Source organism: Streptomyces lincolnensis (assembly GCF_021173675.1).
GTDB classification, from domain to species: domain Bacteria; phylum Actinomycetota; class Actinomycetes; order Streptomycetales; family Streptomycetaceae; genus Streptomyces; species Streptomyces lincolnensis_B.
In genome coordinates this window covers 198,093-218,433 of the sequence record NZ_JAIHON010000017.1, presented here as the reverse complement: position 1 = coordinate 218,433, position 20,341 = coordinate 198,093, and the positions used below count along the sequence as shown (strand labels likewise).

The following is a 20,341-nucleotide window of genomic DNA, read 5'->3' as shown; positions in this document are numbered from 1 at the left end:
ATAGTGTTTCGGTGGTTATAGCGTGAGGGAAACGCCCGGTTACATTCCGAACCCGGAAGCTAAGCCTTACAGCGCCGATGGTACTGCAGGGGGGACCCTGTGGGAGAGTAGGACGCCGCCGAACAATCTTTAGAAAAGCCCCGTGCCATTGGCACGGGGCTTTTTGCATTTCTGGAGGCCCCCGCTCGGGCTCGCTCGGGGCGGCTAAAGCCGCCCCGCCGACTTCAGTGCCAGGTATGCGTCTGCCAGTGCCGGTGCCAAGTCGTCGGGGGTGGCGTCGACGACAGTTACGCCGTGGCGGCGGAGCTGCTCTGCCGTGCGATGGCGTTCTGACTGCGCCTGGGCTGCTGCTGCGGCCTCGTAGACGGCTTCGGCGTTTCCGCGGGCCGTTGCCATGCGGGCGATGTGGGGATCTGCAACTGAGGCCAGTAGGACTGTGTGGCGCTGGGTGAGCTGCGGGAGGACGGGGAGCAGGCCCTCCTCGACCGGAGCTGCGTCGAGGGTCGTGAGCAGGACGATCAGGGAGCGGCGAGGGGCCGACCTGAGCGCCGTAGCCGTAAGGCCTCGGGAGTCTGTTTCGACCAGTTCGGGTTCCAGGGATGCCATGGCGTTGACCAGGGACGGCAGGACGTCGCCTGCGGTGCGGCCCTGGACCAGGGCGCGGACGCGGCGGTCGTAGGCGAGGAGGTCGACGCGGTCGCCGGCGCGGGAGGCGAGGGCGGCCAGGAGGAGGGCCGCGTCCATGGAGGCGTCGAGGCGGGGGGCGTCGCCGACGCGGCCCGCGGAGGTGCGGCCGGTGTCGAGGACCAGAAGGATGTGGCGGTCGCGCTCGGGGCGCCAGGTGCGTACGGCGACCGTGGTCTGGCGGGCCGTGGCGCGCCAGTCGATCGAGCGGGTGTCGTCGCCGGGGACGTATTCACGCAGGCTGTCGAATTCGGTGCCTTCGCCGCGGGTGAGGACGCTGGTGCGGCCGTCCAGTTCGCGCAGGCGGGCCAGCTTGGAGGGCAGGTGCTTGCGGCTGGTGAACGGCGGCAGGACGCGGACCGTCCAGGGAACCTGGTGGGTGCCCTGGCGGGAGAAGAGGCCGAGAGGGCCGTAGGAGCGGATCGTGACGCGGTCCGCTTGGCGGTCGCCGCGGCGGGTTGGCCGTAGACGCGTGGTCACGCGGCGGCGTTCGCCAGGGGGCACTGTGAGGCGGTGGCGGGATGCCTCCACCTCTGTGCCGGGCTGCCAGCTGCTGGGGGGCCAGGCGTCGCGCAGGTGGGCGCGGAGGGGGCGGCGGGAGGTGTTGGAGACGGTGAGGGTGACGTCGGCGGTGTCGCCGAGGCGTACGGAGGTGTCGCCGGAGCGGGTCAGGCCCAGGCGGCGTACGGGTGCCGCCAGCGCGAAGTCGCAGGCGCACGCGAGGGCGAGGGGGGCGTTGACCGCGAGGATGCCTGTCCAGCCGGGTTCCCAGATGCCTACGGGGAGGGAGCCCAGGGCGGCGAGGAGGGCGGCGCGTCCGGTGAGGGCCATCAGCGGGGGACCGGGACGTGGGCGAGGATCGCGTTGATCACCGAGTCGGGCGTCACGCCTTCCATTTCGGCTTCCGGACGGAGCTGGACGCGGTGGCGGAGGGTAGGGAGGGCGAGCGCCTTGACGTCGTCGGGGGTGACGTAGTCGCGGCCGGTCAGCCAGGCCCAGGCGCGGGCCGTGGCGAGCAGGGCCGTCGCGCCGCGCGGAGAGACTCCGAGGGTGAGGGACGGCGACTCGCGGGTGGCGCGGCAGATGTCGACGACGTAGGCGGTGATCTCCGGGGAGATCGATGTCTTCGCCACGGCGGCTCGGGCCGCTTCGAGGTCGGCGGGGCCCGCTACGGGGCGTACGCCGGCGGCGTGCAGGTCACGCGGGTTGAAGCCCTCGGCGTGGCGGGTGAGGACGTCGATCTCGTCCTGGCGGGAGGGGAGGGGGATGGTGAGTTTGAGGAGGAAGCGGTCCAGCTGGGCTTCCGGGAGGGGGTAGGTGCCCTCGTACTCCACCGGGTTCTGGGTGGCCGCGACCAGGAACGGGTCGGGGAGTGGGCGGGGGGTGCCGTCGACCGTGACCTGGCGTTCCTCCATGGCCTCCAGGAGGGACGACTGGGTCTTGGGCGGGGTGCGGTTGATCTCGTCGGCGAGGAGCAGGTTGGTGAAGACCGGGCCGGGCTGGAAGGAGAACTCGGCGGTGCGGGCGTCGTAGACGAGGGAGCCCGTGACGTCGCTCGGCATCAGGTCGGGAGTGAACTGGACGCGCTTGGTGTCGAGTTCGAGCGCGGAGGCGAGGGCGCGGACCAGGAGGGTCTTGGCGACGCCGGGGACTCCTTCGAGGAGGACGTGTCCGCGGCACAGGAGGGCGACGACGAGGCCGGTCACGGCGGGGTCCTGGCCGACCACGGCTTTGGCGATCTCGGCGCGCAGGGCTTCCAGGGAGGCGCGGGCGGTGTCCGCGTCCCCGGTCTTCCCGGCGTTGTCAGTGGTCGGGTCCATCATGGACGGCGTACCTCTCTTTCGAGGGCGTCGAGTTGGTCGGCGAGCGAGATCAGTGCCGCGTCGTCGCTGGGCGGCGGGCCGAAGAGGAGCGTGTGCATGGCCTGTCCGTCTCCGGGTGTGTGGAGGTGGGCGGACAGGGCGGGGAGCAGGGCCTCGGGCGCGTGCGCCTGGGTGACGGGGACACCGACGAGGGGGGCGAGGCGCGTGCGGGTGGTGGAGCGAAGAGCGGTGGCCGCGCGGTCGCGGGCGTTCGCCTTGCGGTAGAGGCGGGCCCGGCCTTCGACGGATTCGGAGGCGCGGATCGCCACGGGGAGTTTTTCGGGCACGAGGGGGCCCAGTCGGCGTGCCCGCCAGAAGGCGGCGAGGCCCGCGGCGATGAAGAGCTGGAGCGTGCCCCAGAGCCAGCCCGAGGGGAGCAGGTCGAAGAAGCCCTTTTCGTCGTCCGGGTCGGCGGCGGAGCTGTCGGAGAGCGAGGGGAGGTACCAGACCAGATGGGGGCGGGAGCCGAGGAGTTGGAGGGCGAGCGAGGCGTTGCCCTGCTTGTCGAGGTGATTGTTGAAGAGGATGTCGGGGGCGCCGAGCACGACGGTGTCGCCGGCGCCGGTGTCCGCCGGGAGGCGCACCAGGGTGGCCAGGCGTTCGCTGGGGTAGCACTTGTCGGCGCCGGGGCGTGTGACGGTGTAGCGGATGCCGCCGGTGTCGGCGCTGCCGGCGCGTCGGGCCGCGGGCAGGTCGCAGGCGGGGGAGAGCGTCGAGTCGAGGCTGGTGGCGGGGGCGGCGACGATGCCGGGGGCGAGCCGTTCGACGGAGGTGCCGCCGGGGGCGACGAGGACCGTACGGCCCGCGGATTCGGCGGTCGCGGAGTAGAGCCGGCCCTGTTGGCGCTCGGTCAGCAGGTCGGGGACGGCGACCAGGAGGGTGGTGTCCGGGCCGGCCGCGGCGCGGGCCTCGTCGAGGGTGGTGACTACGCGCGTGGAGACGCCCCGGTCGGCGAGGAGTTCGGCGACGGCGCGGCTGCCGTAGGGGTCGGCGGAGCGGGGGTCGAGTTCGCCGTGGCGGGCGTCGGAGCGGACGGCCGCGATCGCGACGGCCGCCGCCAGGAGCACCACGAGGGCGAGGACGACGCCTCGCGCGCGGGTCCACACCTGGCGGGCGGTGGGCGAGGCCGAGGTGGAGGGGAGCGTGGCCTCGGTGGTCATTCGGCGGCTCCCTGGCGGGTGGTGGGGGCCGTGCTGGGGCTGCTGCTGCTCGCGAGCTGGGGCTTGGTGCGCTCCAGGTCGCGGTCGAGTTCGGCGATGCGGTGGTACGACTGCTCGCTCGCCCTGCGGCCGCCGTATGTCACGTCGTCGAAGTCCCGGGCGGCGGAGCGCAGTCGGTCGGACTGTGAGGGCAGGGTGCGGCCGGCTTCCGCTGCTGCCTCGTCGGCGGTGCGGCCGGGGCGGGTGTCCAGGAGGGCGCGTTCCTCCAGGGAGCGCACGATGGCCCGCATGCGTTCCTGGACGGCCTGGTTCCAGTGGCCCTGGGCGGCGTGTGCCTCGGCGGCCGCGCGGTGTTCGGCGGCGCTGCGGGGGCGGTCGTCGAACAGGGTCGGGGCGGACGCCGGTTCACGGCGTGGGGTGCCCAGGCGCCACCACAGGGCGCCCAGGACCGCGATGACGACCAGGATGACGACGACCAGGCCGAGCGGGCCGCCAGGGGTGGCGGCCGACGCGCTGTCGAAGAGCTTGCCGACCCACTCCCAGAAGGCGTCGAGGGCGCGTTGGAGCAGGCTGGGGTCGTTCTCGTGGTACATCCGCTTGGTCAGCTCACGCCGGGCGGCTTCCCGCGCGGGGTCGCGCGGGGTCGTCAGCGGCGGGGCGTCGTCGGAGCGTGCGAGCGACAGGACGGACGCGGTGTCCGCGGCGCGCAGGACGGCACGCAGGGATGTGTCGCCGACGTGCAGCGCGATGCGTACGGTCGAGTCGGCGGCGTGCGGCAGTGCCGGTACCGCTGTGAGACCTCCCCCCGCCAAGCTCACGGCATCAGCTCCCGGGGGTGGGGCCGGTGCCGTAGCCCTGGACGCCGGCGGCGCGGGCCAGGTCGAGGTCGAGGGCCTCGCGGCGGATGCGCTGGTCGATGTAGAGCAGCACGGTGACGCCGGCCGTGATCGGGAAGGTGATCATGGAGCCGATCACCGAGCCGACGCCGCTGACGACCAGGAAGGTCCAGCCGAGGTCGCCGGTGCCGTCGAGGAACCCGCCGATGCCGTCGCCGCCCAGTGCCGCGGCGAGGAAGGTGAAGGGGATGACGACGATCGCCGCGACGATGTTCGCGATGATCGTCGCGAGCAGCTGGATGCCGAAGACCCGCCACCAGGAGCCGCGGACCAGCTTCGCGGAGCGGCCCATCGACTTGGTGATGCTCTGCTTCTCCAGCATCAGCGCGGGGGAGGCCAGGGAGTAGCGGACCGCCAGCCACAGGGCGAGGATGCCGGTGCCCAGCATGCCCAGGAAGGCGAGTACGACGCCGCCGGTGGTCTCTCCGGAGACGACCACGAGGATGCCGGGCAGCGCGCCGGCGAAGACGACGCCGACGGTGATGAGGAGCAGCAGGAGGATCAGGCCGAGCAGCTTCAACACCTGCGGGCGGGCGTCGCGCCAGGCCTCGGCGGTGGTGACGGACTTGCCGAGGACGGCGCGGCTGGTGACGGTCGTGAGCAGGGCGGTGGCCGCGACCGTGCCGATCAGCGAGATCACGAAGAGGACGCCGGAGCTGAGGGCCGCGTCGCCCATGGCCCGGGAGAGTTCGTCGAGCGTGGCGCTCGGGTCGTTGAGTGCCTCGGTGTCGGCGCTGTCGTTCAGGACGAAGCCCTGGAGCAGGATGGCGACGACCTCGGTGAGGACGGCGACGGTCAGGGAGATGCCCAGGACCGTGCGCCAGTGGGTGCGCATGGTGGAGACCGCGCCGTCGAGGATCTCGCCCACGCCGAGGGGGCGGAGGGGGATCACGCCGGGTTTGGCGGCGGGAGGGGGGCCGCCCCAGCCGCCGTAGGCACCGTAACCGGGGTAGCCGCCGGGAGGGCCGTAGCCGCCTCCCCAGCCGTTGTGACCGCCCGGTCCGCCGCCGGGTCCACCGGGCCCGCCGGGAGGGCCGTAGCCGCCGGGGCCGCCAGGGGGTGGCGGGGGCGGGGTGCCCCAGCCGGGGCCGGGTGGTGGGGGCGGCGAGGCCTGGTCCGGGGCTGCGGGGCCGGTGGGGGCGGACCACTGGGCCGGCGGCGGCTGCTCCTTGGACCACTTCGTGCCGGGGCTCTCAGGATCCGTGCCGGGCTGATCCGCGGGGTTCGCGGGGCCGGGGCGGTCGGTCGGCTCGGTGGGGCCGGACGCACCGGGCTCCTGCCCGTCGGACGGGGCGGATCCGGGCGAGGCCCAGCCCGGAGTGTCGTTCATCGTCGCTCCTTCACGGTGCCCGTCCGCGGTCGCGGTGGCAGGTTGGCGCCCATCGTGCCATGGGGTGGTCACCGAGTGACCAGCCGCGGTACGGGCTGCACACCTTCAATTGTCCGCCGGATAAGGGGCAGACTGACCGCATGGCTGATCAGCACGCGCAATCCGGCGAGGACAGCAGGCCGACCGAGATACAGGCGATCCGTTGGGAGGAGCCACCAGAAGGTCCCGTACTGGTACTTCTCGACCAGACGAGGTTGCCGGCCGAGGAGGTCGAACTGGTCTGCACGGACGCACCCGCGCTGGTGGAGGCGATCCGTTCGCTCGCGGTGCGCGGGGCGCCGCTGCTCGGCATCGCGGGGGCGTACGGTGTCGCGCTCGCCGCCGTGCGCGGCTTCGACGTGGACGACGCGGCGAACTCGCTCGCGGGTGCGCGTCCCACCGCGGTGAACCTCGCCGTCGGTGTGCGCCGGGCGCAGTCCGCGTACCACGCCGAGCTCGGCAAGGGCGGTGACGTCCGGCAGGCCGCCGAGGCGGCGCTCGCCGCCGCGCGCAGGCTGCACCGGGAGGACGCCGAGGCCAGCGCACGGATGGCCGAGCTCGGGCTGGCTCTCCTGGACGAGCTGTTGCCCGGTGGCGGGCACCGCATCCTCACCCACTGCAACACCGGATCGCTGGTGTCCGGTGGTGAGGGAACGGCGTTCGCGGTGGCCCTCGCGGCGCACCGGGTGGGGCGGCTGAGGCGGCTGTGGGTGGACGAAACGCGCCCGTTGCTGCAAGGTGCTCGCCTGACGGCGTACGAGGCGGCTCGCAGCGGTATGGCGTACACCTTGTTGACGGACAACGCGGCGGGCTCGCTGTTCGCGGCCGGAGAGGTGGACGCGGTGCTGATCGGGGCGGACCGCATCGCGGCCGACGGCTCGGTGGCGAACAAGGTGGGAAGCTATCCGCTCGCGGTGCTCGCTCGGTACCACCACGTGCCGTTCATCGTGGTGGCACCGGTGACCACGGTCGATCCGGACACGCCGGACGGGGCGTCCATCGAGGTGGAGCAGCGCCCCGGTCATGAGGTGACCGAGGTCACAGCACCCCAGGTGCCGGTGGCCGGAACGGAAGCGGGAGGCGGGATTCCGGTGGCACCCCTGGGGACCCAGGCGTACAACCCGGCGTTCGACGTGACGCCGCCCGAGCTGGTGACCGCGATTGTCACGGAAGAGGGCGCCGTTTCGCCCGTGACCGCAGAGGCTCTTGCCGAGCTGTGTGCCAGGTCACGCCAGGTAACGATTAGCTAATGGGATGATGTCGTTTATGAAGGGACGAGTCCTTGTCGTCGACGACGACACCGCACTGGCCGAGATGCTCGGCATTGTGCTGCGTGGTGAAGGTTTTGAGCCGTCTTTCGTAGCCGACGGCGACAAGGCGCTGGCCGCTTTCCGTGAGTCCAAGCCCGATCTGGTGCTGCTCGATCTGATGCTGCCGGGGCGGGACGGTATCGAGGTGTGCCGCCTGATCAGGGCGGAGTCCGGGGTGCCGATCGTGATGCTCACGGCCAAGAGCGACACCGTCGACGTCGTCGTGGGCCTGGAGTCCGGCGCCGACGACTACATCGTGAAGCCGTTCAAGCCGAAGGAACTCGTGGCCCGGATCCGGGCGCGGCTGCGGAGGTCGGAGGAGCCGGCTCCCGAGCAGCTCGCCATAGGTGATCTGGTCATCGATGTGGCCGGTCACTCGGTGAAACGGGACGGGCAGTCGATCGCGCTGACGCCGCTGGAGTTCGATCTGCTGGTGGCGCTGGCGCGCAAGCCGTGGCAGGTGTTCACGCGTGAGGTGCTCCTGGAGCAGGTGTGGGGCTACCGGCACGCCGCGGACACCCGTCTGGTGAACGTGCATGTGCAGCGGCTGCGCTCCAAGGTCGAGAAGGACCCGGAGCGGCCGGAGATCGTGGTGACCGTGCGTGGTGTGGGATACAAGGCAGGACCCAGCTGACATGTCCGGAGACAGCGCCGCTTCGTCGCCCGGGCGGACCGGGGCTCGCGCGGGGCGGCCTGTCGGCCGGAAGACGGCGGGTTCCCGCTGGGGACGCTTCCTGGAGGGCGGATTGCTCCAGGGCGGCGTCCAGGGCAGCCCGGTCCTTCGGCTGTTCATGCGGTGGGTGCGGCGGCCGCTGCTGCCCGTCATGCGGCTGTGGCGGCGCAACATCCAGCTCAAGGTCGTCGTCACCACGCTGCTGATGTCCCTGGGTGTCGTGCTGCTGCTCGGGTTCGTCGTGATCGGGCAGGTGCGCAACGGGCTGCTCGACGCCAAGGTGAAGGCCTCGCAGAGCCAGGCCACCGGCGGGTTCGCGGTGGCCAAGCAGAAGGCCGACGAGGCGGGGGCCGGGACCGGTGAAGACGGCACCGCCGTGGACGAACGCACCGACCAGAACGTCATCCAGTGGATGAGCGATCTGGTGGAGTCGCTGTCCAGCGGTGGTCAGGGCGCCTTCGACGTGGTGACGCTCCCCGCCGCCGGCGATGCCAGCGGCGGCGGTCGCGGACCGCGCGCCTCCGGTGACGTGGACTGGGCGGCCAGCGTGCCCGAGGCCCTGCGCGAGCGCGTCGACAGCAGTACGGCGGCGGCCCAGAGCTACACCCGGATCGCCTACGACGACGACTCCGGCAAGGCGTCCCAGCCGGGCCTCGTCATCGGCAAGCAGGTCAGCGACCCGAACGACGACCCGTACCAGCTGTACTACCTCTTCCCGCTCACCCAGGAGGAGAAGTCGCTGAGCCTGGTCAAGGGCACCCTGGCGACGGCCGGCCTCTTCGTCGTCGTACTCCTCGGAGCCATTGCCTGGCTGGTCGTGCGGCAGGTCGTCACCCCGGTGCGGATGGCGGCCGGGATCGCGGAGCGGTTGTCCGCCGGGCGGCTCCAGGAGCGGATGAAGGTCACCGGCGAGGACGACATCGCGCGGCTCGGCGAGGCCTTCAACAAGATGGCGCAGAACCTCCAGCTGAAGATCCAGCAGCTGGAGGACCTGTCGCGGATGCAGCGGCGGTTCGTGTCGGACGTGTCGCACGAGCTGCGGACGCCCCTGACGACCGTACGGATGGCCGCGGACGTCATTCATGAGGCGCGGGAGGATTTCGACCCGGTGACCGCGCGGTCGGCGGAACTGCTCGCCGACCAGCTGGACCGGTTCGAGTCGCTGCTCGCGGACCTGCTGGAGATCAGCCGTTTCGACGCGGGCGCGGCGGCGCTGGAGGCGGAGCCGATCGACCTCAGGGAGGTCGTACGGAGGGTCGTCAGCGGGGCCGAGCCGCTCGCCGAGCGCAAGGGCACGCACGTCCGTGTGGTGGGCGACCAGCAGCCCGTCGTCGCCGAGGCGGACGCCCGGCGGGTGGAGCGGGTGCTGCGCAATCTCGTCGTCAACGCCGTGGAGCACGGCGAGGGCAGGGACGTCGTCGTCAAGCTCGCCGCGGCGGGCGGGGCGGTCGCGATCGCGGTGCGCGACTACGGCGTGGGGCTCAAGCCCGGTGAGGCGACCCGCGTCTTCAGCCGCTTCTGGCGGGCCGACCCGGCACGCGCGCGTACCACCGGCGGTACGGGTCTGGGGCTGTCCATCGCCCTGGAGGACGCGCGGCTGCACGGCGGCTGGCTGCAGGCGTGGGGCGAGCCGGGCGGCGGGTCGCAGTTCCGGCTGACGTTGCCGCGGACCGCGGACGAGCCGCTCAGGGGCTCCCCGATACCGTTGGAGCCCAAGGACTCCCGGCGCAATCGCGGGCTCGACGACGCCGGTCTGCCGCGTGGGAACGCGGAGAAGGCGGCCACCGTGCCGGCCCAGCCGAGCCGTGACCCGGTGACGTCCCGGGACCCGATCGCGCCGCGCACGAGTGCCGTGGTGGCCACCGCGGATCCCACGGCGCTGCCCGGCAACGGCGCGCGCGTGGTGCCGCGGCCCGCCTCGGGCGTACGGCAACAGGACGACACGTCGGGCGGGGACGCGCCGCGCGGTGGGGCGGCGGCCGGTCCGGGCAGCGGGCCGGAGGCCTCGCGAAGGCGCCCGGAGGACCCGCACGGGCACCCGAAGGACCCGAACGTGCACTCTGAGGACGACCCGTCCGAGCAGGCGCGGGGCTCGTACGGACAACAGGACTCGCACAGCCAAGGGGAGGCATTTCGTGGGCGCTGACCGCGAGGGACGCGCCCGGCGCGGACCGGGGCGCGCGGCCGCGTACGCCGCCTGTGGGGTCGTCCTGCTGGCGGGATGCGCCTCCATGCCCGACAGCGGGGATCTGCGCGGCGTCGACTCCACACCGCGTCAGGACGGACAGGTACGGGTCTTCGCGATGCCGCCCCAGGAGGACGCCACGTCGGGGGAGATCGTGCAGGGCTTCCTGGAGGCCCTGACCAGTGACGATCCGAACTACGAGACGGCGCGCCGGTACCTGACCGCCGAGGCGGCGCGGACCTGGCATCCGGAGCTGTCCACCACGGTGCTCGCGGAGGCGCCGGACATGGACCCCCGGCGGGCGGGCGGCCGGGAGGACACGGCCGACGACCTGTACACGCTGACCGGCACCAAGGTGGCCACGGTGGACGCGCAGCAGTCCTACGAACCCGCCAAGGGGGCCTACGACCAGTCGGTGCACCTGATCCGTGACCCGAAGACCAAGCAGTGGCGTATCGACGGGCCGCCGGTGGGCGTCGTCATGGGCAAGTCGGACTTCCAGCGCAACTACATGTCCGTCAACAAGTACTACTTCGCCGACCAGCCGCTCTCGGGGACGAGCCCGACGACCGTGGCCGTCGCCGATCCCGTGTATGTGCGTGAGCGCGTCAACCCCATGACACAGATGGTGCGTTCGCTGCTGAACGGGCCCACGTCCTGGCTCGAGCCGGTCGCCAGGTCGAGTTTCCCCACGGGGGTGCGGCTCCCGGAGGACGCCTCGCTGACGCCGGACGACCAGAACAAGCTGACCGTGCCGCTGAACGACAGGGCCGCCCGGGTCGGGGTGTCGGTGTGCCACCGTATGGCGGCCCAGATCCTGTTCACCCTGCAGAACCTCACGCCCGCTGTGGACGAGGTCGAACTGCGCGCGGACGGCAAGCAGTTGTGCACCCTGGGGGAGGACGAGGCGCCCGCCGTCGCCACGCAGGGCTCGGAGGAGCAACCCCAGTACCTGTACTTCGTGGACGCCAGGAAGCGACTCGTGCGGATGGCGGCCGACAGCACCGGCAGGCAGCACGATCCGGTGCCGGGCGCGCTGGGCGACGGCGACAAGGCCCTGCAGTCGGTGGCCGTCTCGCGCGACGAGCACAAGGCCGCCGGGGTCGCCGCCGACGGCAAGGAGCTGTACGTCGCGTCGCTGGCGGCGGCCGGGTCGCTCGGTGACGCGGTCCTGACCAGCAAGGGCGCGACGGCGAACGACCGGCTGACGACACCCAGTTGGGACGCGCAGGGCGACCTGTGGGTGGCCGACCGCGACCCGCGTGACGCGCGTCTGCTGCTGCTGGAGGACGGTGGGGGCGATCCGCTCACGGTGGACACCCCGGGGCTCGACGGGCGGATCAAGGATGTCCGGGTGGCCGCCGACGGGGTGCGGATCGCGCTCGTCGTGGAGAAGGGCGACGAGCAGTCCCTGCTCATCGGCCGGATCGAGCGCGGCGAGAAGAGCGAGCGGCCCGCCGTCGCGGTCCGGGAACTGCGCTCCGCCGCACCCGAGTTGGAGGAGGTCGCGGCCATGTCGTGGGCCGGGGACAGCCGGCTCGTGGTGGTCGGGCGCGAGCAGGGCGGTGTGCAGCAGATGCGGTACGTCCAGGTCGACGGCTCCACACCGGAGGGGCCCGCGCCCGCCGCGCTGACGGGGGTGAAGGAGATCGCGGCGTCCGAGGACGACCAGATGCCGTTGGTGGCGTACTCGGAGGACGGGATCGTCCGGCTGCGGACCGGGACGCAGTGGGAGAAGGTCGACGCGGAGGGGATGGCGCCGGTTTATCCGGGGTGAGGTGTGGGCGCGGGGTGGCCGGAAGGCCGGGGCTGGGAGGCCGGGGCCGAGTGGTCTGGGCTGAAGGCCTGGGCATAGAGCCCAGGGCTGAGAGGTGGGCGGCCGCTTCTGTCGGGAGATCCCGGGGGAGGCGGCTGTTTTCGTTGCGTGCGGGGCGGATGCGGGGCGAGCACGGGTGCGGGGCGAGCACGGGGGTGTCGGACGCCGACCGCTTCGGGGCTCCGAGCCGGGCTCCGAGCCGGGCTTCGATCCGGGGCTCGGAGTTGTCCACAGGGAGTTATCCACAGGGGTGGCCGGGTGGCGGCCGGGTTGGCACAGTGGTGGGCATGCGGGGGTGGTGGCAGGACCTCACCGACCTGGTGCTGCCGGCCGAGTGCGGAGGCTGCGGGAGGCCTCGTGCGGTGCTCTGCCCGGAGTGCCGTGGCGTTCTGGGCGGAGCCGTGCCGCGCCGGGTGCGGCCGGTGCCGGAGCCGCCGGGGCTGCCGGTCGTGCACGCGGCGGCTCGGTACGCGGACGAGGTGCGGGCGGCACTGCTCGCCCACAAGGAACGAGGCGCCCTGGCGCTCGCGGCACCGCTCGGCGCTGCCCTCGCGGGAGCCGTGCGAGCGGGGCTCCAGGAGGCCCGGGGACGGGCCGAGAGGGGCGACGTGGCCGAAGGGACGGGGATGAGGGTGGACGGCCGGGAGAGGAGGGCCTGGGGGCGCGACGGGGCTGCGTGGGGCGGGACGCGGGGTGGCCACGGTCGTCTCCACGGCCACATGCCTGATCACGCTCACCGCCGTGGGCGGATGGATGCGGCCGGCGGGACCGTCCTGCTCGTTCCCGTGCCGTCCGCGCGGCGGGCGGTCCGGGCGCGGGGGCACGACCCGGCGCGGCGGATCGCGCTCGCGGCGGCCGGTGAACTCCGGCGGTCCGGGACGCCCGCCCGGGTGCTCGCCGTGTTGCGGCAGGGGCGGCACGTGGCCGACCAGGCGGGGCTCAACTCCTGGCAACGGCTGGAGAATCTCGCGGGCGCGTTGGAGGTGGCCCCGGGTGCCGGACGGCTCCTCCACGAGGGGCCGGTGGTTCTCGTCGACGACCTGATGACGACGGGGGCGTCCCTGGCGGAGGCGGCCCGCGCGGTCCGGGCGGGGATGGCGGAGGGAGCGGAGCGTGAGGCGGACCGCGGAGGAGCGGGGCGCGGTCGGCGGGTGGGCGGACGCGGCGGTACGGCCGTATCTCGGGCGGCGTTCGCGCGGGGCGTGTCGGTCGGGGCGGGTGAGCGTGAAGAGGTGGCGAGGGCGGTGTACAGCGCCGTGTCTCGGGAAAGCACAGGGGAACGGATGACCGTGGTGACGGAGGAGGAGACGGCGGCGGTGCCCCCTCGGCCGGGAATGACGGGCGTCGGGTCCGCTCATGACGTGATCTGCGCGGCCGTGGTCGCGGCATCACCTGATTCTTTCGAAATAAACCGGAACTGACTGCGAACTTGCATCGTTGCAGGTAATGACAGGACCAATTCACCTGAACGGAGGTACGCCGCAGTAGAGGGTGACGACATCCGTCCAGGCGAGATATGTTCGGTTGTGAGAGAAAGGCGCAGGCCACACCTCTCGTATCCGATTGCGGCGCCGCGGGATTTTCAGCGTCACCCGCGTCGGTGGAATGGAGATCTTGCCCGCGGGGGAGGAGGTGGGAGTCACCGAGTCCGAGGTTCCGGGGCTCACCGGAGCCTGGTGCAAAAGGGAGATGCTCCGCAGCGAGGCGGAGCGATCCGGGAACGGAGTTCTGCGTGGACATCGTCGTCAAGGGCCGCAAGACCGAGGTGCCCGAGCGGTTCCGCAAGCACGTGGCCGAGAAGCTGAAGCTGGAGAAGATCCAGAAGCTCGACGGCAAGGTGATCAGCCTCGACGTCGAGGTGTCCAAGGAGCCGAACCCCCGACAGGCCGACCGCTGTGACCGAGTGGAGATCACGCTCCGCTCCCGCGGTCCGGTGATCCGGGCGGAGGCGGCAGCCAGCGACCCGTACGCGGCACTCGACCTGGCGGCGGAGAAGCTGGACGCCCGCCTGCGCAAGCAGCACGACAAGCGCCACACGCGTCGCGGCGCACGCCGACTCACGGCGGCCGAGGTCCCCGACCACGTTCCGGGCGCGGCGACACTCAACGGCAACGGCCACACCGTCCGGGAGGAAGAACCCGACGGAGTGCCCACCAAGAAGATCGGCTCGCTGGAGATCAAGGGCGAAGGCCCCCTGGTCGTCCGTGAGAAGACCCACGTCGCTTCCCCGATGACCCTCGACCAGGCCCTCTACGAGATGGAACTGGTCGGCCACGACTTCTACCTCTTCATCGACTCCGAGACCAAGGAACCGAGTGTCGTCTACCGGCGACACGCCTACGACTACGGCGTCATCCACCTCAGCACGGACCCGATGGTCGCCCAGGCACAACCCCCGGCGGCGGGGGGCACGCTGGGTGGCTGATCACCCGGCAGGCGGTTGAGCAGGTGCCCCTGGTGCGCGTGTGCGCCCCCAGGGGCACCGGTGTGCGACCACTTCGCGCCCCGCTCCGTGACCGCAGTGTCGCCCGGGCGTGAAATCATGGCCGCATCGGCCCAACCGGTGGGCCGAAGCCTTGGGTTGGCGATGGCGCAGGACCACAGGCCACAGCCTTCAGGGGGAGGAACGATGGCGGACAGCTTCGGACCGATGCAGGACGAGGGCGCCGGCGACGGCGCCGTCGGCATGGGGCCGGACGAGGGCTCTCCACGCAAGGAGCCGATCCGTGTCCTGGTGGTGGACGACCACGCCCTCTTCCGCCGGGGCCTGGAGATCGTGCTCGCGGCCGAGGAGGACATCCAGGTCGTGGGTGAGGCCGGGGACGGCGCGGAGGCCGTCGACAAGGCCGCCGACCTGCTGCCGGACATCGTGCTGATGGATGTGCGGATGCCCAAGCGGGGCGGGATCGAGGCGTGCACCTCCATCAAGGAGGTGGCGCCCAGCGCGAAGATCATCATGCTGACGATCAGCGACGAGGAAGCCGATCTCTACGACGCGATCAAGGCGGGTGCCACCGGATATCTCCTCAAGGAGATCTCCACGGACGAGGTGGCCACCGCCATTCGCGCGGTGGCCGACGGACAGTCGCAGATCAGCCCCTCCATGGCGTCGAAACTGCTCACCGAGTTCAAGTCGATGATCCAGCGCACCGACGAGCGCCGACTCGTGCCGGCGCCCCGGCTGACGGACCGTGAGCTGGAAGTGCTCAAGCTGGTCGCCACCGGGATGAACAACCGGGACATCGCCAAGGAGTTGTTCATCTCCGAGAACACCGTGAAGAACCACGTGCGCAACATCCTGGAGAAACTGCAGCTGCACTCCAGGATGGAGGCTGTGGTGTACGCGATGCGGGAGAAGATCCTCGAAATCCGGTAAGGGCGGGTAGGCGTCCGGCAGGGGTCAGGGCGTCGCGCGGGTGAGTTCCCGTGCGAGGGCCTCGCGGAGTTCCGGGGCGTCCACCTTCTCCACGCGTACGTCCGTGCAGTTCACCCAGCTCGCCGCCTCGACCAGGGCCTGCGCGACCGCCGGAACGGCCTTCGGGCCGTCCAGCGTGACCTGCTTGGCGACCAGGGTGCTCCCCTCGCGGGCCGGGTCCACCCGGCCGACGAGGTGGCCGCCGGCGAGCACCGGCATCGCGAAGTAGCCGTACACCCGCTTCGGCTTGGGGACGTAGGCCTCCAGGCGGTGGGTGAAGCCGAAGATGCGTTCCGTGCGGGCCCGTTCCCAGATGAGGGAGTCGAAGGGGGACAGGAGCGTCGTACGGTGGCGGCCGCGCGGCGGTGTCTGCAGGGCCGCGGGGTCGGCCCAGGCGGGCTTGCCCCAGCCCTCGACCGTGACCGGGACCAGACCCGAGTCGGCGATCACCGCGTCGACCTGCTCGCCCTTGAGGCGGTGGTAGTCGGCGATGTCGGCGCGGGTGCCGACGCCCAGGGACCGGCCGGCCAGGCGGACCAGGCGGCGCAGGCACTCGGTGTCGTCGAGGTCGTCGTGCAGGAGGGAGTCGGGCACCGCGCGTTCGGCGAGGTCGTAGACGCGCTTCCAGCCGCGGCGCTCGACGCAGACCACCTCGCCGTACATCAGGGCGCGCTCGACGGCCACCTTCGTGCCGGACCAGTCCCACCACTCGCTGGTCCTCTTCGCACCGCCCAACTCCGTCGCGGTGAGGGGGCCCTCGGCGCGGAGCTGCTTGATGACCTGGTCGTACACGCCGTCCGGAAGCTGGTGGTTCCAGTGCGGGCGGTTGCGGTAGGCGCGGCGGCGGAAGGCGAAGTGGGGCCACTCCTCGATGGGGAGGATGCAGGCGGCGTGGGACCAGTACTCGAAGGCGTGCGTGTCTGTCCAGTAGGCCTTCTCGACGGTCTTGCGGTCCACGGCTCCCAGGCGGGCGTAGGGGATGAGCTCATGGGAGCGGGCGAGAACCGAGATGGTGTCGAGTTGGACCGCACCCAGATGACGGAGGATGCCGCGGACGCCGGCCTTGCGGTCGGGGGCGCCGAGGAAGCCTTGTGCCCGCAGGACGATACGGCGGGCCTCGTCTGCCGAGAGCTGGTTGGTCGGAGGCGGGGTGGTCATGGGCCGCACGATAGGGGGTAGCACTGACAACAGGCGCTGAGCTGCTGATTCATCCAGAAATGCCCACGGTGGCGGCCGACCCGCGACGACGGCTAGGCCGGCTGTACCGGCGCCGGCAGATAGGGCGCCGTCGACGGCAGTGCGAGGTCCGACGGGAGCAGGGCGCCCACCCAGCAGTCCCGGCGGGCGCCCCGGTGGATGATCGCGGAGCGCATGACGCCCTCGAGGACGAACCCGGCGCGTTCGGCGACCGCGAGGGAGGGCGTGTTGCCGACCTCCGCCCGCCATTCGACGCGATCGAGCGACAGGTCGGTGAAGGCCCAGCGGGCCACGGCGAGGACGGCCTCGGTGACGTAGCCGCGGCCGCGGTGCTGCCCGGCGCTCCAGAAACCGATCTCGGCCGCGCCCAGGGAGCGCATGGTGAGGCTGAGCATGCCCACCAACTCCTCCCCTTCGGGGAGGAAGAGGCCCCAGGTGAGCATCGAGCCGTTCGCCCAGCCCTCGGGGACCATCTCGTCCGTGAAGCCGCGGGCGTGCTCGGGCAGGTACGGCGACGGGATCGTGGTCCAGCGCTGGATGTCGGGATCCTGCGCGGCGGCGTACACGGCGTCGGTGTCCTGCGGGCCGACCGTGCGCAACAGGAGACGGTCGGTGGTGAGCGTGACGGGGTCCATCGGCCGATTCTGCTCAGGAGGCCGACGAGGACGCCATCTTTTAGCCGTGTGTGAGCGGGCGATCACAATTCGCGCAATTCGTGGCCGGGGCGCGGCACCATCGGCGTCGCCCGTCCGTTGTCCCCTTTGAAGCAGATTTGAAAGAGCTGACAGTCGGCCTACCCGGCAGGCCTCCCGGCGCGGTGGGGTCCTCGCATACGATGGCCGTTGCTCAGTGAGTCAAATGGAAACCGACCGTCCCAGGCCCGACCGGCAAGGAGACCAACCCCCGTGTCCGTCCTCTCGAAGATCATGCGTGCAGGCGAAGGCAAGATCCTGCGCAAGCTGCACCGCATCGCGGACCAGGTCAACTCCATCGAAGAGGACTTCGTCGACCTCTCCGACGCCGAGCTGCGAGCCCTCACCGAGGAGTACAAGCAGCGCTACGCCGATGGCGAGACCCTGGATGACCTGCTTCCCGAGGCGTTCGCCACCGTCCGTGAGGCCGCCACGCGCGTTCTCGGCCAGCGCCACTACGACGTGCAGATCATGGGCGGCGCCGCCCTCCACCTCGGCTACGTGGCCGAGATGAAGACCGGCGAGGGCAAGACCCTCGTCGGCACGCTCCCCGCGTATCTGAACGCGCTGTCCGGCAAGGGCGTCCACCTGATCACGGTGAACGACTACCTGGCCGAGCGCGACTCCGAGATGATGGGCCGGGTCCACAAGTTCCTGGGCCTGGAAGTGGGTTGCATCCTCGCGAACATGACGCCGTCCCAGCGTCGTGAGCAGTACGCGTGCGACATCACCTACGGCACGAACAACGAGTTCGGCTTCGACTACCTGCGCGACAACATGGCCTGGTCCCAGGACGAGCTCGTCCAGCGCGGCCACAACTTCGCCATCGTCGACGAGGTCGACTCCATCCTCGTCGACGAGGCCCGTACGCCGCTGATCATCTCCGGCCCGGCCGACCAGGCCACCAAGTGGTACGGCGACTTCGCCAAGCTGGTCATCCGCCTGAAGAGGGGCGAGGCCGGCAACCCGCTCAAGGGCGTCGAGGAGACCGGCGACTACGACGTCGACGAGAAGAAGCGCACGGTCGCCATCCACGAGTCCGGTGTCGCCAAGGTCGAGGACTGGCTGGGCATCGACAACCTCTACGAGTCGGTCAACACGCCTCTGGTGGGCTACCTGAACAACGCCATCAAGGCGAAGGAGCTCTTCAAGAAGGACAAGGACTACGTCGTCATGGACGGCGAAGTCATGATCGTCGACGAGCACACCGGCCGTATCCTCGCCGGCCGCCGGTACAACGAGGGCATGCACCAGGCGATCGAGGCGAAGGAAGGGGTGGACATCAAGGACGAGAACCAGACGCTCGCCACGATCACCCTCCAGAACTTCTTCCGCCTCTACAAGCGCCACGACCACAACGGCAAGGAACAGCCCGGTCTGTGCGGCATGACCGGTACGGCGATGACCGAGGCCGCCGAGTTCCACCAGATCTACAAGCTCGGCGTGGTGCCGATCCCGACCAACCGGCCGATGATCCGAAAGGACCAGTCGGACCTGATCTACCGCACCGAGGTCGCGAAGTTCGAGGCGGTCGTCGACGACATCGCCGAGAAGCACGAGAAGGGCCAGCCGATCCTCGTCGGTACGACGTCGGTCGAGAAGTCCGAGTACCTCTCGCAGCAGCTGTCCAAGCGCGGTATCCAGCACGAGGTGCTGAACGCCAAGCAGCACGACCGTGAGGCGACGATCGTCGCCCAGGCCGGCCGCAAGGGCGCCGTGACGGTCGCGACGAACATGGCCGGCCGTGGTACGGACATCAAGCTCGGCGGCAACCCCGAGGACCTCGCCGAGGCGGAGCTGCGCCAGCGTGGCCTCGACCCCGAGGAGCACATCGAGGAGTGGGCCGCGGCCCTGCCCGCCGCCCTGGAGAAGGCCGAGCAGGCGGTCAAGGCGGAGTTCGAGGAGGTCAAGGACCTCGGCGGCCTCTACGTCCTGGGCACCGAGCGGCACGAGTCGCGCCGTATCGACAACCAGCTGCGCGGTCGTTCCGGCCGTCAGGGCGACCCGGGCGAGTCCCGCTTCTACCTCTCCCTCGGTGACGATCTGATGCGCCTGTTCAAGGCCCAGATGGTCGAGCGCGTGATGTCGATGGCGAACGTCCCGGACGACGTGCCGATCGAGAACAAGATGGTCACGCGCGCGATCGCGTCGGCCCAGTCGCAGGTCGAGCAGCAGAACTTCGAGACCCGTAAGAACGTCCTGAAGTACGACGAGGTCCTCAACCGCCAGCGCGAGGTCATCTACGGCGAGCGGCGCCGCGTCCTGGAGGGCGAGGACCTGCACGAGCAGGTGCAGCACTTCATGGACGACACCATCGACGCCTACGTCGGCGCGGAGACCGCCGAGGGCTTCCCGGAGGACTGGGACCTCGACCGGCTGTGGGGCGCGTTCAAGCAGCTCTACCCGGTGAAGGTCACCGTCGAGGAGCTGGAGGAGGCGGCCGGCGACCGGGCCGGGCTGACCGCCGAGTTCATCTCCGAGTCCATCAAGGACGACATCCACGACCAGTACGCGGCGCGTGAGGCGCAGCTCGGCTCCGAGATCATGCGTGAGCTGGAGCGCCGGGTCGTGCTGTCGGTCCTGGACCGCAAGTGGCGCGAGCACCTCTACGAGATGGACTACCTCCAGGAGGGCATCGGCCTGCGCGCGATGGCGCAGAAGGACCCGCTGGTCGAGTACCAGCGCGAGGGCTTCGACATGTTCACCGCCATGATGGAGGGCATCAAGGAGGAGTCCGTCGGCTACCTGTTCAACCTGGAGGTCCAGGTCGAGCAGCAGGTCGAGGAGGTCCCGGTCGAGGACACCAAGCCCTCGCTGGACAAGCAGGACGCGGTGCCGGCGCAGGCGGGCGCGCGTCCCGAGATCCGGGCCAAGGGCCTCGATGTGCCGCAGCGGCGCGAGCTGCACTTCTCGGCGCCCACCGTGGACGGCGAGGGCGGTGTCATCGAGGGCGACTTCGCCGAGGACGAGCCGGTGCGCTCGGAGTCCGACGGCCTCACGCGTGCGGAGCGGCGCAAGCAGTCCCGTGGTGGGCGGCGTCGCAAGAAGTAATGAAGTGACGGTGCGGCCGCCTGTGGCGCCG

General features: G+C 71.1%; 15 protein-coding genes and 1 rRNA gene. 9 read left to right on the top strand and 7 right to left on the bottom strand.

The annotated features are described in order from the left end of the window. The first annotated feature begins 7 nt into the window (after nucleotides 1-7). Nucleotides 8-124, top strand: a 5S ribosomal RNA gene (gene rrf, locus K4B79_RS39970). 80 nt (nucleotides 125-204) lie between these two features. On the opposite strand, the gene K4B79_RS39965 is transcribed toward rrf, so the two are convergent. Genes K4B79_RS39965 through K4B79_RS39945 form a run of 5 tightly spaced genes read right to left on the bottom strand, consistent with a single transcriptional unit; the run spans nucleotide 205 to nucleotide 5,932 of the window. Further along, a complete protein-coding gene (locus K4B79_RS39965; protein ID WP_232032329.1) occupies nucleotides 205-1,515 on the bottom strand; it encodes a DUF58 domain-containing protein in 1,311 nt (436 codons plus the stop codon). Continuing rightward, nucleotides 1,515-2,504 (bottom strand): AAA family ATPase, encoded by a 990-nt coding sequence (locus K4B79_RS39960; protein WP_232032341.1) that lies wholly within the window; start codon nucleotides 2,502-2,504, stop codon nucleotides 1,515-1,517. The genes K4B79_RS39965 and K4B79_RS39960 overlap by 1 nt, the downstream gene beginning before the upstream one ends. Then, nucleotides 2,504-3,706 (bottom strand): DUF4350 domain-containing protein, encoded by a 1,203-nt coding sequence (locus K4B79_RS39955; RefSeq protein ID WP_232032328.1) that lies wholly within the window; start codon nucleotides 3,704-3,706, stop codon nucleotides 2,504-2,506. The genes K4B79_RS39960 and K4B79_RS39955 overlap by 1 nt, the downstream gene beginning before the upstream one ends. Further along, complete coding sequence (locus K4B79_RS39950) at nucleotides 3,703-4,524, bottom strand: DUF4129 domain-containing protein (protein WP_232032327.1); 822 nt, start codon at nucleotides 4,522-4,524, stop codon at nucleotides 3,703-3,705. The genes K4B79_RS39955 and K4B79_RS39950 overlap by 4 nt, the downstream gene beginning before the upstream one ends. Nucleotides 4,525-4,528: 4 nt before the next feature. Next, nucleotides 4,529-5,932, bottom strand: coding sequence for a hypothetical protein (locus K4B79_RS39945; protein WP_232032326.1), 1,404 nt, complete (start codon nucleotides 5,930-5,932; stop codon nucleotides 4,529-4,531). 140 nt (nucleotides 5,933-6,072) lie between these two features. On the opposite strand from K4B79_RS39945, the gene mtnA reads away from it, so the two are divergent. From mtnA to K4B79_RS39910, 7 genes are all read left to right on the top strand, one after another. Continuing rightward, nucleotides 6,073-7,221 (top strand): S-methyl-5-thioribose-1-phosphate isomerase, encoded by a 1,149-nt coding sequence (mtnA, locus tag K4B79_RS39940; RefSeq protein WP_232032325.1) that lies wholly within the window; start codon nucleotides 6,073-6,075, stop codon nucleotides 7,219-7,221. A gap of 4 nt (nucleotides 7,222-7,225) precedes the next feature. Then, nucleotides 7,226-7,915: a two-component system response regulator MtrA gene (mtrA, locus tag K4B79_RS39935; protein WP_187284748.1), complete on the top strand. Its 690-nt coding sequence runs from the start codon at nucleotides 7,226-7,228 to the stop codon at nucleotides 7,913-7,915. Nucleotide 7,916: 1 nt separating this feature from the next. Then, the gene (gene mtrB / locus K4B79_RS39930) at nucleotides 7,917-10,100 is read left to right on the top strand and encodes an MtrAB system histidine kinase MtrB (RefSeq protein WP_232032324.1); all 2,184 of its coding nucleotides are present in this window, start codon (nucleotides 7,917-7,919) and stop codon (nucleotides 10,098-10,100) included. Then, nucleotides 10,090-11,916 (top strand): LpqB family beta-propeller domain-containing protein, encoded by a 1,827-nt coding sequence (locus K4B79_RS39925; protein WP_232032323.1) that lies wholly within the window; start codon nucleotides 10,090-10,092, stop codon nucleotides 11,914-11,916. The genes mtrB and K4B79_RS39925 overlap by 11 nt, the downstream gene beginning before the upstream one ends. A gap of 326 nt (nucleotides 11,917-12,242) precedes the next feature. After that, nucleotides 12,243-13,376, top strand: a complete 1,134-nt coding sequence (locus K4B79_RS39920; protein WP_232032322.1) for a ComF family protein — start codon at nucleotides 12,243-12,245, stop codon at nucleotides 13,374-13,376. 311 nt (nucleotides 13,377-13,687) lie between these two features. Then, on the top strand, nucleotides 13,688-14,380 hold the full coding sequence (gene hpf / locus K4B79_RS39915; protein ID WP_232032321.1) for a ribosome hibernation-promoting factor, HPF/YfiA family: 693 nt from the start codon (nucleotides 13,688-13,690) through the stop codon (nucleotides 14,378-14,380). A gap of 204 nt (nucleotides 14,381-14,584) precedes the next feature. After that, nucleotides 14,585-15,331, top strand: coding sequence for a response regulator (locus K4B79_RS39910; RefSeq protein WP_232032320.1), 747 nt, complete (start codon nucleotides 14,585-14,587; stop codon nucleotides 15,329-15,331). Between the two features lie 24 nt (nucleotides 15,332-15,355). On the opposite strand, the gene K4B79_RS39905 is transcribed toward K4B79_RS39910, so the two are convergent. Beyond that, the gene (locus tag K4B79_RS39905) at nucleotides 15,356-16,528 is read right to left on the bottom strand and encodes a winged helix-turn-helix domain-containing protein (protein ID WP_232032319.1); all 1,173 of its coding nucleotides are present in this window, start codon (nucleotides 16,526-16,528) and stop codon (nucleotides 15,356-15,358) included. A 92-nt stretch (nucleotides 16,529-16,620) separates the two neighbouring features. Next, entirely contained in the window at nucleotides 16,621-17,202 is a 582-nt protein-coding gene (locus K4B79_RS39900) for a GNAT family N-acetyltransferase (RefSeq protein WP_232032318.1), read from the bottom strand. Between the two features lie 270 nt (nucleotides 17,203-17,472). Here K4B79_RS39900 and secA point away from each other — a divergent pair, with 270 nt between their 5' ends. Next, complete coding sequence (gene secA, locus K4B79_RS39895) at nucleotides 17,473-20,310, top strand: preprotein translocase subunit SecA (protein WP_232032317.1); 2,838 nt, start codon at nucleotides 17,473-17,475, stop codon at nucleotides 20,308-20,310. Nucleotides 20,311-20,341 lie beyond the last annotated feature (31 nt).

Coding starts and splice junctions, on each gene's coding strand:
- K4B79_RS39965 (WP_232032329.1), bottom strand. CDS start 1,515: ATGGCCCTCACCGGACGCGCCGCCCTCCTCGCCGCCCTGGGCTCCCTC.
- K4B79_RS39960 (WP_232032341.1), bottom strand. CDS start 2,504: ATGGACCCGACCACTGACAACGCCGGGAAGACCGGGGACGCGGACACC.
- K4B79_RS39955 (WP_232032328.1), bottom strand. CDS start 3,706: ATGACCACCGAGGCCACGCTCCCCTCCACCTCGGCCTCGCCCACCGCC.
- K4B79_RS39945 (WP_232032326.1), bottom strand. CDS start 5,932: ATGAACGACACTCCGGGCTGGGCCTCGCCCGGATCCGCCCCGTCCGAC.
- mtnA (WP_232032325.1), top strand. CDS start 6,073: ATGGCTGATCAGCACGCGCAATCCGGCGAGGACAGCAGGCCGACCGAG.
- mtrA (WP_187284748.1), top strand. CDS start 7,226: ATGATGTCGTTTATGAAGGGACGAGTCCTTGTCGTCGACGACGACACC.
- mtrB (WP_232032324.1), top strand. CDS start 7,917: ATGTCCGGAGACAGCGCCGCTTCGTCGCCCGGGCGGACCGGGGCTCGC.
- K4B79_RS39920 (WP_232032322.1), top strand. CDS start 12,243: ATGCGGGGGTGGTGGCAGGACCTCACCGACCTGGTGCTGCCGGCCGAG.
- K4B79_RS39910 (WP_232032320.1), top strand. CDS start 14,585: ATGGCGGACAGCTTCGGACCGATGCAGGACGAGGGCGCCGGCGACGGC.
- K4B79_RS39905 (WP_232032319.1), bottom strand. CDS start 16,528: ATGACCACCCCGCCTCCGACCAACCAGCTCTCGGCAGACGAGGCCCGC.
- K4B79_RS39900 (WP_232032318.1), bottom strand. CDS start 17,202: ATGGACCCCGTCACGCTCACCACCGACCGTCTCCTGTTGCGCACGGTC.